This window comes from Corynebacterium sp. TAE3-ERU12 (assembly GCF_019209905.1).
In the GTDB taxonomy this organism is placed as follows: domain Bacteria; phylum Actinomycetota; class Actinomycetes; order Mycobacteriales; family Mycobacteriaceae; genus Corynebacterium.
The window spans coordinates 13,568-26,318 of record NZ_JAHUTM010000004.1; the positions used below are offsets into that span (position 1 = coordinate 13,568).

At 63.8% G+C, this 12,751-nt stretch carries 10 protein-coding genes and 1 pseudogene; 1 reads left to right on the forward strand and 10 read right to left on the reverse strand.

What is annotated here, in order from left to right:
• Positions 1-39 precede the first annotated feature (39 nt).
• The 10 genes from KRX51_RS09370 to infC form a co-directional block, all read right to left on the reverse strand.
• The gene (locus KRX51_RS09370; protein ID WP_218362891.1) at positions 40-1,245 is read right to left on the reverse strand and encodes an acetylornithine transaminase; all 1,206 of its coding nucleotides are present in this window, start codon (positions 1,243-1,245) and stop codon (positions 40-42) included.
• Positions 1,246-1,326: 81 nt separating this feature from the next.
• Positions 1,327-2,301 (reverse strand): acetylglutamate kinase, encoded by a 975-nt coding sequence (argB, locus tag KRX51_RS09375; RefSeq protein ID WP_218362892.1) that lies wholly within the window; start codon positions 2,299-2,301, stop codon positions 1,327-1,329.
• A 29-nt stretch (positions 2,302-2,330) separates the two neighbouring features.
• The gene (gene argJ / locus KRX51_RS09380) at positions 2,331-3,521 is read right to left on the reverse strand and encodes a bifunctional glutamate N-acetyltransferase/amino-acid acetyltransferase ArgJ (protein WP_218362893.1); all 1,191 of its coding nucleotides are present in this window, start codon (positions 3,519-3,521) and stop codon (positions 2,331-2,333) included.
• Between the two features lie 51 nt (positions 3,522-3,572).
• Positions 3,573-4,622 carry an N-acetyl-gamma-glutamyl-phosphate reductase gene (argC, locus tag KRX51_RS09385; protein WP_218362894.1) on the reverse strand — a complete coding sequence of 350 codons (1,050 nt, stop codon included), beginning with the start codon at positions 4,620-4,622 and terminating at the stop codon, positions 3,573-3,575.
• A 100-nt stretch (positions 4,623-4,722) separates the two neighbouring features.
• A complete protein-coding gene (gene pheT / locus KRX51_RS09390) occupies positions 4,723-7,236 on the reverse strand; it encodes a phenylalanine--tRNA ligase subunit beta (RefSeq protein WP_218362895.1) in 2,514 nt (837 codons plus the stop codon).
• A 57-nt stretch (positions 7,237-7,293) separates the two neighbouring features.
• Positions 7,294-8,343, reverse strand: a complete 1,050-nt coding sequence (gene pheS, locus KRX51_RS09395) for a phenylalanine--tRNA ligase subunit alpha (protein ID WP_218362896.1) — start codon at positions 8,341-8,343, stop codon at positions 7,294-7,296.
• 52 nt (positions 8,344-8,395) lie between these two features.
• Entirely contained in the window at positions 8,396-9,232 is an 837-nt protein-coding gene (locus KRX51_RS09400; protein WP_218362897.1) for an RNA methyltransferase, read from the reverse strand.
• 120 nt (positions 9,233-9,352) lie between these two features.
• Entirely contained in the window at positions 9,353-9,736 is a 384-nt protein-coding gene (rplT, locus tag KRX51_RS09405; protein ID WP_218362898.1) for a 50S ribosomal protein L20, read from the reverse strand.
• Positions 9,737-9,868: 132 nt separating this feature from the next.
• Positions 9,869-10,063, reverse strand: a complete 195-nt coding sequence (gene rpmI / locus KRX51_RS09410) for a 50S ribosomal protein L35 (RefSeq protein ID WP_218362899.1) — start codon at positions 10,061-10,063, stop codon at positions 9,869-9,871.
• A 165-nt stretch (positions 10,064-10,228) separates the two neighbouring features.
• Positions 10,229-10,777, reverse strand: coding sequence for a translation initiation factor IF-3 (infC, locus tag KRX51_RS09415; protein WP_218363024.1), 549 nt, complete (start codon positions 10,775-10,777; stop codon positions 10,229-10,231).
• Between the two features lie 609 nt (positions 10,778-11,386).
• Here infC and KRX51_RS09420 point away from each other — a divergent pair.
• A pseudogene (locus tag KRX51_RS09420) lies at positions 11,387-12,732 on the forward strand (YeeE/YedE thiosulfate transporter family protein).
• The last annotated feature ends 19 nt before the right edge of the window (positions 12,733-12,751 follow it).

The window sequence follows — 12,751 nt, forward strand, 5'->3', positions numbered from 1 at the left end:
TGGGTTCCTTCGTCGGTGGACAAGCGGTCCTGGTGGGGCTTAATTTTGTGCGGGGGTCTCGTTGGCGCGGGCAGCGTCGTCGAGGCATTCGGAGATCAGGCGCACGGCCTGGTCCATTTCCGCGTCGGTTAGCGTCAGCGGCGGCACGAGGCGCAAAACATTGGCCTGCGGGGCATTAAGGATGATGCCGCGCTCATAACCAGCATCGACCGCGCCCTTAGCCAGGGGCCCGTCGAGGACCGCGCCGAGCATGAAACCACGGCCGCGAACATGGTCGATGTGCTTTTGTGCGGCGAGCTTGCGGGCAAAAACGCGGCCCATATAGGACACGCGATCGACCAGGCCTTCGCTATCAAGCACGTCGAGCACAGCAAGACCAGCCGCACAGCAGACGGGGTTGCCGCCGAAGGTGGTGCCGTGGGAGCCGGGTGTGAAGAGCTTGGCGGCCTCACCACGGGCAACGACAGCCCCCAGGGGAAGCCCGCCGCCCAGGCCCTTAGCCAGGGTCATCACATCGGGCTCAATATCGTCGTGCTGGTGGGCGAACCAGGCACCAGAGCGGCCAATGCCGGACTGCACCTCGTCGACGATGAGCATCACGTTATAGCGCTTCGTCAGCTCCCGGACCTGCTTGAAGTAACCCTCGGGCGGCATCACAACGCCGGTTTCGCCCTGGATGGGCTCCAGGATGACCGCGGCGGTATGCAGCGGGTCGGACTCGATGGTCTTGGTGAGGAAGTCAATATCGCCGTAGGGCACGAATTCCACACCAGCGGGCATCGGGTCGAAGGGGGCGCGCTTATCGGGCTGGCCGGTCATCGCTAGCGCACCCATAGTGCGGCCGTGGAAGCCGTGGTGGGCGGCAATAATGCGGCGCCGCCCAGTCAGGCGAGCCAGCTTGAAGGCGGCCTCATTAGCTTCGGTGCCGGAGTTGCAGAACATCACCCGGGTCTCGTCGGCATCCCAGCCGGTGTATTCGACGAGCTTCTCAGCAAGCTGCAGCGGCGGCTCGGAGGCGAAGATATTGGACACATGCGCCAGCTCACCGATCTGCTTGGAGACGGCCTCAACGACCTTGGGGTGGCTGTACCCGACGGCATTGACAGCAATGCCGGCGAGCATATCCAAGTAGCGCTTGCCATCAGCATCGATGACATACGCACCCTCGCCGCCGACGAGTTCAATGCGGGGCGTGCCGTAATTGTTCATCATCAGCGAGCCATATCGCTGTGCGAAACCGGTCATAACGGTCCTCCTGTGGTGCCACTGGGCAACAGTGTGAAAAGAAAAAGGGAACTGCAGGGTAGGCGATTTCCTACCGCGTGGCTAACGGGGCACGCGGAAAACTGTGCCGCCATCGTGGTGGCCCAGGTCAGGCGAATCTTCGGTGGGCAGCACCATAGTGCCGATACCACCAGAGGTCAGCAGCTCCAGCAGCACCGCATGGGCGACCCGGCCATCGATCACGTGGGCCGCGTTCACCCCGGCATCAACCGCACGCAGGCAGGCCTCCATCTTCGGCACCATGCCCGAATCAAGCGTGGGCAGTGTCTTACGCAGCGCCGAAACCGAAATCCGGGAGACCAACGAGTCCTTATTGGGCCAGTCCGTGTAGAGGCCTTCCACGTTGGTTAACACCACCAGGCGCTCCGCGTCCAAAGCGGTGGCCAGCGCCGATGCTGCGGTATCGGCGTTGATGTTGTAGACCTCGCCATTGGCGCCCGGGGCGATAGTGGAGACCACCGGGATACGGCCCGCATCAATCAAATCGAGCAGCCCGTCGGCACGCACTGCGGTGATATCGCCCACGAAGCCGATATCAGTGGGCACCCCAGAAACATTGACCATGCGCTTCTCGGCGTGGAACAGGCCACCGTCCTCACCGGAGGTACCCACCGCATAGGGGCCGTACTGGTTGATGAGTCCAACCAGCTCGCGGCCCACCTGGCCGAAAAGCACCATGCGGACAACTTCCATGACCTCTTCGGTGGTCACCCGGAACCCACCCCGGAATTCACCGTCCATGCCGAGCCGGCGCAGCATCGCAGAGATCTGCGGGCCACCGCCGTGCACCACCACCGGCTTGACGCCAACAGTGCGCAAGAACACCATGTCTTGGGCGAATGCCGCCTTGAGGGAGTCGTCGGTCATGGCATTGCCGCCGTATTTCACCACCACAATGCGGTCGCGGTAATGCTGCAGCCAGGGCAGCGCCTCGGCCAGCACATGCGCGCGTTGGCGCGGGGTGAGGTCGCCGGTGAGGTCTAATGCAGGGATTGCCTGGTCATTGCTGTCGGTCATAAAAAGTCGCCGTCCTTGGTGCCGGTGGGTTAGCTGGAGTACGCGGAGTTGATGTGCACGTACTCGTGCGACAGGTCCGTGGTGCGGATGGTGGCCGCACCGGCGTCACCGGTACCGAGGTCAACTTCAACGTGAATATCGCGGCCAGACAGGTCCACGTCGCGGGCATCAGGGGTGCCGGAGGTGTGTTCGCACACGGTGTGGCCGTTGAAGGTGACGGTGATATTGTCCGGGTCCATCTCGACTGGGGCGACGCCGACTGCGGCCAGCACCCGGCCCCAGTTCGGGTCCGAGCCGAACATGGCGCATTTGAACAGGTTGTCCCGGCCCAGGATGCGCGCGGCGGTAAGGGCCTGCTCTTCGCCGCCGGTGCCGCGCACGGTAATCGCAACGCGTTTGGTCACACCTTCGGCGTCGCTTTGCATCTGTTCGGCGATGTCTTCGCAGACTTCGCGCACCACGCGGTCGAATTCGTCCTGGTCGGGCTGCACCCCGGACGCACCGGAGGCCATGATCAGGCAGGTGTCGTTGGTGGAGGTCGAGCCGTCGATATCGAGGCGGTCGAAGGTGAGGCCGGTGGCCCGGGCCAGTGCCTCATGGGCCTGGCCGGGGGTGACATCGGCATCGGTGGTGATGACAACAAGCATGGTGGCCAGGGCGGGGCTGATCATGCCGACGCCCTTGCCCATCGCGCCGACGGTGTAGCCCGAGCCGTGGGCGACGGCTTGCTTGGGCACCAGGTCGGTGGTGCGGATCGCATCAGCGGCTGCGTCGGCACCTGCTTGGTCGTCCTCGAGCGCACTGATGAGCGGGGTGATGCCGCCAAGGAGGATATCCATTGGCAGGCGGTCTCCGATGAGGCCAGTAGATGCCACCCCCACTTCGCTGGGGTCGAAGTCGAGTGCTTCGGCCACGGTGCTGCAGCTTTGTAGGGCATCAGCGATGCCCGCGCTGCCTGTGCACGCATTGGCGTTGCCGGAGTTGAGCAGTACTGCACGCAGCTGGCCATCGGAAATATTGTCGCGGGTGACGATGACCGGGGCTGCCTGCACCCGGTTCAGGGTGAATAGGGCCGCTGCGGCCTTGCTTGGCCCGTCGTTGACAACCAGGGCGAGGTCCGGGTTACCGGAGACCTTGATACCAGCGGTCACACCAGCCGCACGGAATCCCTTGGGGGCGGTGACGCCGGTGGGTTGCTGGTTGGTGGTGGAATCAGTCATATCGGGGCTCTCGTTACTCGATCACTAAAGGTGGGTGGGGCTTGCCGACGTTTAGGGCGCCACGCCCGCCATCGGCAAACCGTCGGTCTCGGGCAGGCCGAGGATGAGGTTCATGCACTGCACCGCAGCACCGGCGGTGCCCTTGGTGAGGTTATCGATGGCGCCGGTGACCAGCAGGCGGCCGGCGCGCTCATCCACCTCGACCTGCAGTTGGACCATATTGGACCCGACTACAGACTGGGTTTGCGGCTGATTGCCAGGCGCTAGGACCTGCACGAAAGGCTCATCGGCGTAGAAGGTGGTGTACGCCGCGTGGGCGGATTCGGCGGTGGTGCCCTGGGCCAGTGGTGCGGTAAGTACGGTCAAAATACCGCGGGAGGTCGGGGCCAACACCGGGGTGAAGCTCACGCTTAAATCCGCGGCATAGGGGGTGAGGTTCTGCAGGAATTCGGCGGTGTGCCGGTGCTTGCCGGAGGTGTTGTAGGCACGCAGGTTGCCCATGACTTCGCTGCCCAGCAGCCCGACGGCCGGCTTTTTGCCTGCCCCAGATGTTCCGGTGATGGAAACAATGCTGAGCTGGGGTTCCACCAACCCATCAATAAGGGCCGGCAGGGCCGCAATTGTGCCGCCAGTCGGGAAACAACCGGGCACCGCAATTGTGCGGCTGGTGCGGATACGTTCCCGGTTATCGGGCAGCTCCGGGATGCCATAGGTCCACGTGCCGGCGTGGGTGGAGCCGTAATAGTGCTCCCACTCCCCTGCGTCCTGCAGACGGAAATCAGCGCCACAGTCGAGGATCGCCGGGCTGCTGCCGGCGTCGGCAAGCTGCTGTGCGATCGCTGCGGAATGGCCATGTGGCAGGCCGAGGAAGACAGCGTCGTGGCCGGCGAGGACCTCGGCGGTGGTGTCTTCGATGACCCGGTCAGCCAGCGGCGCAAGGTGCGGCATGATGTCGCCGACGCGCTGCCCGGCGTTGCTAGCGCCGGTGAGCGCACCGATGGTGAGCTCGCCGCGCTGGTAGGCCGGGTGGGCCAGCAGGAGGCGGAGGACCTCGCCGCCGGCATAACCGCTTGCGCCAGCTACTGCCACTGAAATAGTCATGCCGACCATTCAAGCACTCTTATTCATTGTTATGCAAGATATTCACTGCCGTGGCGGGTCGGAGGCCCACTGCCCTAGCTCAGCTAGCGGCCGGACCGCCCTAACCGCGTAGTTCAGCCTGGTGCCGCTCAGCTGCGAGTTCCACCGCACTACGACGCGCCTGCGAGGCCTCTTCCTCAGTCAACGTGCGATCCGGGGCGCGGAACCGCAATGCGAACGTCAACGAACGCCGGCCCTCACCCAACGCCGCAGACCGGTACACATCGAAGATCCGGATATCCTCCAGCAGCTCACCGGCACCTTCAGCCAAGGTCTGCTGCACAGCAGCCGCCGGCACCTCATCAGCCACCACCAGGGCCACGTCCTGCAGCACAGCCGGGAACGGGCTGAGCTTAGGCGCCGGGCGGTTTTCCACCACGGGCAGCGCATCCAGGTTCAATTCCATCGCGCAGGTGCGCTCCGGCAGATTGGCCTCACGACACACCTGCGGATGCAACTCGCCGGCAAACCCCACAACGGTGTCACCAACAGTGAACTTCGCGCACCGACCCGGGTGCCACGGCAACTCCTCAGCAGCAGAGATTTCCAGCTCCACACCGGCGGCGCGGCCGACAATACGCGCCGCATCAATAGCATCGGCGACGCTGTAGGCACGGCCCTTGCCCCACGGGGTGTCCAGCTCAACACGACCACAAGCCACCGAGGCGACATGCAGCGGCTGCTTCGGCAGGGAGGCGATGAGCGCATCAACCTCGGAATCAGCAGGACGCGCCGAGGTATCCAACATCGGGCTGCGCCCGTCACCCTGGGCGTGGGTGACCTGCTCAACACCATAGAGCGCCAGGTCAACCTGGCCGCGGGCAACATTGCGGCGCAGTGAATCCAGCATCGCCGGCAGCAGCGTGGTGCCCAGCTGGGCACGGTCGGACTCCAGCGGGTTGATGACCTTCACCGTATTGCGGCGCGGGTCATCCTGAGCCAGACCCCAGGAATCAAAGACATCATTAGCGGTAAACGGGGTCGGCAGGATCTCCAAGTACCCAGCGTGGGCCAGGGCGTGGCCCACGCGGCGGCGCAATTGCTGGCGCGGCGACAAGCCACGGCCAGCCGGGGCAACCGGCAGCACAACCGGGATATCCTCCAGCCCCTCCAGGCGAAGCACCTCTTCGACGAGGTCCTCCGGCATGGTCAGGTCCGGGCGCCACGTCGGCGGGGTGATGGTGAGCACCGCACCGGCGGTGGATTCCACAGTGCAGCCGACCTCTTCCAGGCGCGCCACAACGGTGGCTTCGGCGTATTCCACGCCGGCGACCTTGCTGGGCTTCGTGGCGGCCATATCGATCGGCTTCGGGGTGGGTACCTCACCTACCAGGGTGCGGCCAGAGTCAATCTCGCCGCCGCCGTAGGTGGCCAGCAGCTGGCAGGCCAAGTCCAGGGCGGGTTCCACCAGAGCCGGGTCGACGCCACGCTCGAAGCGTCGGGACGCCTCCGAAGACAGCTTGTGCCGACGGCCGGTGCGGAAGGTGTACAGCGGCGACCAGTTGGCGGCTTCGAGCAGCACATCGGTGGTGGTCTCGGAGACCTCACTGGTCAGCCCGCCCATCACCCCGGCCAGGGACTGGATGCCCGACTCATCACAGATGACGACGTCCTCGGGGTCCAGGGTGCGTTCCACGTGGTCAAGCGTGGTGAGCTTCTCCCCCTTCTCGGCGCGGCGCACGGTGAGGTCACCGGTGATGGCAGCGGCGTCGAAGGCGTGCATCGGCTGGCCCAGCAGCAGCATCACGTAATTGGTGATGTCGGTGGGCAGGTTGACGCAGCGCTGACCGGCTAGCATCAGGCGACGCTGCATCCAGTACGGGGTGGGCGCGCTGGCATCCACGCCGGTAACGCGGCGCAGGCCGAAGCGGGTGGCCTCGGTCTCCGGGCGCAGTTCGACACCAATGGTGTCACCGTCGGTGGCGATGGGCTCAATATCGGCGGGGTCGACGAAGTCGAGGTTGAAGGCGGAGGCGATCTCGCGGCCAAGACCACGGCCAGACAGGGCGTAGCCACGGTCTGGGGTGATATTGACCTCGAAGACCTCGTCGTCAAGGCCAAGTACCGGGCGGGCATCAGCGCCGAGGCTGGTCTGCACCCCGCGCTCGGCGGCGTCGGCAAGATCCTGCTCCGACAGCGTCATGATGCCGCTGGAGGAATCAGTCAGGCCCAGCTCCGCGGCGGAGCAAATCATGCCTTCAGAGACCTTGCCGTAGGTTTTGCGGGCCGAAATTGCGAAACCGCCGGGCAGTACGCAGCCAGGCAGGGCAACGACGACGGTGTCGCCCTCGGCGAAGTTGCGGGCACCACAGATAATATTCTGCGGCTCGCCGGTCTCATTGGCGTTGCCGACGCTGACCTGGCAGTAGCGGATGGGCTTCTTGAAGCCCTCAAGCTCCTCGATGGCATCAACATGGCCAATGACCAGGGGGCCGTCAATGACGGGCAGTGGTTCGTGTCCTTCGGTTTCAAATCCGACGCGGACGAAGCCGCTGTCGAGTTCGTCGGGGCTGACGGACCAACCAGGCTGCGCGGCGGCGACGATGTCGGTGACCCAAGACTGGGGAATGAACATAAAAGGGGTTCCTTTAGTACTGAAGAAAGTTCGTGGTACCGGTATCGGGCGCGGCCGCTAGCCGCTGATGCCGAAGGGCTGAGTAAAACGCACGTCGCCTTCGACCATGTCGCGCATATCGGGCAGGCCATTGCGGAACTGCAAGGTGCGTTCGAGGCCCATGCCGAAAGCGAAGCCGGAGTATTCCTCGGGGTCGATGCCAGCGGCGCGCAGCACGTTGGGGTTGACCATGCCGCAGCCACCCCACTCAATCCAGCCGGCGCCGCCCTTCTTATCGGCGAACCACACATCCACCTCGGCCGAGGGTTCGGTGAATGGGAAGTAGTTGGCACGCATGCGGGTGCGGGTTTCCGGACCGAACAGGGCCTTAGCCAGGTGGTCCAGGGTGCCGCGCAGGTGACCCATGGTCAGGCCCTTAGCCACGGCCAGTCCCTCCACCTGGTGGAAGACCGGGGTGTGCGTGGCATCGAGTTCATCGGTGCGGAAAGTACGGCCCGGGCAGATGACGTAAATCGGCAGCTCCCGCTCGAGCATGGTGCGTACCTGCACCGGGGAGGTATGCGTACGCAGCACCTGCAGGGAGCCTTCGGGGGCGATATGGAACGTGTCCTGCAGGGTGCGGGCCGGGTGGTCCGGCAGGAAGTTCAGGGCGTCGAAGTTGAAGTACTCGGCCTCCACCTCGGGGCCTTCGGCGACTTCCCAGCCCATGCCGACGAAAATGTCCGCGATCTGCTCGGACAGGATGGTGATGGGGTGCATTCCGCCACGCTGGCCGCGGGTGGTGTCCACGGTGACGTCAATGCGCTCGGCTTCTAAGCGCCGGGCGTTTTCTTCTTCTTCCAGCACCGCGTGGCGTTGGTTATAGGCTTTTTCCACCTTGCCGCGGGCCATATTGACCCTGCGCCCGGCGTCTTTGCGTTCGGCCTTCGGGATGGAGCCAAGCGCGCGGCGGGCCTGCGGCAGCGGGGCATCATCGCCGAGGTGTGCGCGGCGTGCCTCGGCTAGCTCGGCTAAGTCAGCGGAGTGCGCGAAGGCTGCCAGCGCCTGCTCGGCTGCTGTATCCAGCGCCTGCTCGGAGAGGTCAGGGGTGGTGGGGGTGTCGCTCACAGGTGGACCATTTCTTCGTCGGTAGCTGAAGTGTGGGTTGAAGACGCACTCATCATAGTGGGTGGGTATGTCCGCGGGCGGACTCCCATAGGCACATTGCTGCCGCGGTGGCCAGATTCAGTGATTCTGCAGCTCCCACGATGGGGATTGCCACAGTGTGGTCGGCCTGCCCAAGCACCTTCTGGTCAAGCCCGTGGGCTTCATTTCCGAATAGCCAGGCAGTCGGTGCTGCCGGAAGCTCATCAGCACCAAGGGTCAGCTCAGCAGTCATAGTGGTCGCCAGCGTGACGACGTTATGGTCCTGCAAAGCGGCGATTACCTCCGTGGTGTCGCGATGCCGCGCCACCGGGATATTAAATAAGGACCCGGCCGTCGACCGCAGTACTTTGCCGCCAAGGGGGTCCACGCACTGCCCTGCGAAAATCACCCCGGCGGCACCTAGCGCATCAGCCATGCGGATGATGGTGCCGGCATTGCCGGGATCGGCGATATCGACGGCCACGGCGACTAGGCCCCGCGAGCCCGCACTGGCCGCGGCGGCGATAATCTCGTCGGCAGCTACTAAAGCCCGGTCGGTATGACACAGCGCGAACAGCCCCGTTGTGGTCACCGTATCCGCCAAATGATCCGCGGCACGCTGATTAATCGGGTGCACCGGGAGGCCCGCGGCGCGAGCGTCGGCAAGCAACTGTTCATGATGCTGCTCGGCTGCGTCGGTGGCATAGATCTCGATGACATTCTTGGTGCGGATTGCGCCTTCGACACAGTTTGGGCCCTCGGCGAGGAAACGCCCTGTCTTGCGGCGGGTAGCCGCCCGGTTCAGCTTCGCCGCATTCACAATGCGCGGGGTGCGCTGGGTGAAATAGGCCGACTCATCACAATGGGACATAACAGCGACGCTAGCCGATAGCTGCCCCAGAGATCCCACAAGCCGCCCTTGCCGAGCGAACTCAGCAAAGGGCGGCTAGGTGGATGCGCTAGCTACAACAGCCTTAATAGGCTTAGGAAACTAGCTGGCCTTCTTGGCGTTAACGTCGGCCGGCAGAGCGGCGCGAGCAGCCTCGACCAGGGCGGTGAAAGCCTGCGGGTCGGTGACGGCAATCTCGGCGAGGTTCTTACGGTCAACCTCGATACCAGCGGCAGCCAGGCCCTGCATGAACCGGTTGTAGGGCATGTCATTAGCGCGGGCTGCGGCATTGATGCGGGTAATCCACAGGCGGCGGAACTGCGACTTACGGGCGCGACGGTCCCGGAACTCGTAGGTCTTCGAGTGGAGCATCTGCTCCTTCGCCTTGCGGTACAGGCGGGAGCGCTGGCCTCGGTAACCCTTTGCAGAGTTAAGGACCTCGCGGCGCTTCTTCTTGGCGTTTACGGAGCGCTTCACACGTGCCACGGTGATACTTCCTTACTTGGTTGGTACGTCCTGGGGGTGCGGACCAGATGGGCCGCTAAGTACGGTGCCCAATGGGTGGGTCCGCATGCTGTACACAACTGGCGGAAAACGCCAGATGCTGCAAAAAGTGGGTTAGCCCTTGCCGAGCAGGCGCTTGACGCGCTTCACATCGGCCTTGGCGACCTCGGTGTCACCCTTCAGGCGACGGGTGCGGGTGGACGGCTTGCCCTCCAGGAGGTGCCGGCGGTTGGCCTGCTCGCGGCGGAACTTGCCGGAGCCGGTGGTCTTGATTCGCTTGGCGGTGCCCTTATGGGTCTTCTGCTTCATGGTGTGTCCACGTCTTTCGTTGTCAGTGTCACAAGTGCAAACGCCTACTGGCGCTGCCTTGAGACGCACCCCGACTGTGCTGCGGGATGCCTGGGTTGGCGGGCAGTTAGGGGCACGGCGCACCGGAGGGTTCCGGGGAACCGGTGGTGTGCCCGCTAACGGCTGTTACTTCTTGCCCTTACGGACCGGGGACAGAACCACCGTCATATTGCGGCCGTCCTGCTTCGGGCGGGACTCGACGACACCATGGTCGGCGACGTCATCGGCGAGCCGCTGCAAAAGCCGGAAGCCGAGTTCCGGACGTGACTGCTCACGACCGCGGAACATGATGGTGACCTTGACCTTGGACCCCTTATCCAGGAACCGGACGACGTTGTTCTTCTTCGTCTCGTAGTCGTGGTCGTCGATCTTGGGACGGAACTTCTGTTCCTTCACCACGGTCTGCTGCTGGTTCTTGCGGGACTCGCGGGCCTTCTGGGCCTGCTCGTACTTGAACTTCCCGTAGTCCATGATCTTGCAGACCGGCGGCTTTGCGTTGGGCGCAACCTCTACGAGGTCAAGATCTGCCTCATAGGCGATCTTGCGGGCTTCGTCCGTGCGGACGATACCCACCTGCTCTCCACCGGGACCGACGAGGCGGACCTCGGGAACCCGAATACGATCATTGATGCGAGTTTCAGCGCTGATGTGGCCTCCTAAGTCGAACTGACTGATGCTGTCCTGACCACCGCGGGTCGGAAAAGGAGGAAGGCCACCAAGGGGCGCGCATGAGTGCCGACGCTGACCTGGGTCAGTGCCGGCGGGCAGCGCCCGCTAACTCAACTTCATAGCCAGGGCAGGCGTGAGGCCCACTCCCGACCAGGAAGTTGGTGGAACCCCGGCGCAACCCTAATTCTTTGGCGCACCCAGGGTGGGATCTTCATCCTCTTCGTTGCCTGACAGAAGCCACGCATATCTGCGCGGCCGCTATCCGGCGGTCGTGACGGCAATAGTAGCACGTGGTTCGCGCAGGTAAAAAACATATGCCGGCCTGGGCGTGGCGGCGGCAGGATTGTCGCATTGCCGGGCAGCTAAAAGATGCCTTTTATGTCGCTTTTCACGTCACTGCAGCTCCTCCTGCCCCAGATCGCACACCGCGCACACCGCAGGCGGTAGCGCATAAACCCGGCACCACCTGCGGATTCACATACTCGGCGGACACGCCACCACCGCAACTAGACAGACCAGTCCGTCTAATGTACGGTTAGCGCCACAGTTTAGACCGATCGGTCCATTAACTGACACCTTACTGACACTTCGATTCTTCAAGGACGGTGCATCCGCATGATCCTCACCGGCGCGGCTCTAGGAGTCGCACTTGGCTACGTGCTCCAACGCGGACGCTTCTGCGTTACGGGCTTTCTCCGCGATATCTGGCTCACCCGCACACTGCGCGGGTTCACCGCCCTCATGCTGGTTATCGCCGTCCACGCCGTCGGTGTCTGGGCCCTCGGTGCCACCGGCGTCATCGAACTACGCGAACTCGGCTTCTCCCCCATCGCCACCATCGTCGGCGGCTTCATCTTCGGCTACGGCATTGTCATCGCCGGCGGTTGCGCCACCGGCACCTACTACCGCGCAGGCGAAGGACTCGTCGGATCGTGGCTGGCACTGGTGGCCTACGCCCTTAGCTCCGCATTCTTCAAAATCGGCCCGGCCAGCGGTTTCACCGAAGCACTGCGTGGCCAAACCGTCGGCTCCGGCACCATTTACGACGATTTCGGCATCCCGGTCGTAGTACTGCTCGTCGCCCTCGTCGGCATCACCGGATTGCTGCTCTACCGCGAGCTGTCCAAGCCGAAACTCGCTATCCCCACCCTGCCGCCACAAAAAACCGGCCTGGCCCACATCCTCGCCGAAAAACCGTGGGGCCTCTACACCACGGCCACCATCGTGGGCATTATCGGCATCCTCGCCTGGCCACTATCGGAAGCCACCGGCCGTAATAAGGGCCTGGGCATCACCACCCCATCGGCCCACCTGGTGGGTTGGATCGGTTCGGGCGACTCGGAGTACCTCAACTGGGGCACCCTGCTCATTCTCGGCATCATCGTTGGTTCCTACCTCGCCGCGAAGCTCTCCGGCGAATTCCGCATCCGCGTTCCTGATGCGACCACTTCCTGGCGCTCGGTCCGCGGCGGCGTGGCCATGGGCGTAGGCGCCGTCCTTGCCGGTGGTTGCACCGTCGGCAATGGCATGGTCGCCACGGGCCTCTTCGCCTGGCAGGGCTGGATTTCCCTGTTCGCAATGTTCCTCGGTTGCGGTGTGGCAGCACGTATCTACCTGCTCAACAAGCCGCTACTGCCGGCCCGCACCCGCTCCACCAAGCCCGACACTGCCGACGCTGAGACCACCTCGGTGAAGGTCAACGCATAATTCCTCTGTCCACGAAAGGACTAATCATGGCTACGAAAGTTCTCGAGACCAACGGCGCTGTGTGCCCCTTCCCCCTGCTGGAAGCCAAGGCTGCCATTAAGGAACTCAACCAGGGTGATGAGCTCGTCATCGGGTTCGACTGCACCCAGGGCACTGAAGCTATCCCCCGCTGGGCCGCCTCTGAAGGCCACGGCGTCAAAGACTTCCGCGCAACAGGCGACGCGGAATGGACCATCACTGTGGTGAAGGGCTAGTTCCCCCACAGCATGATGT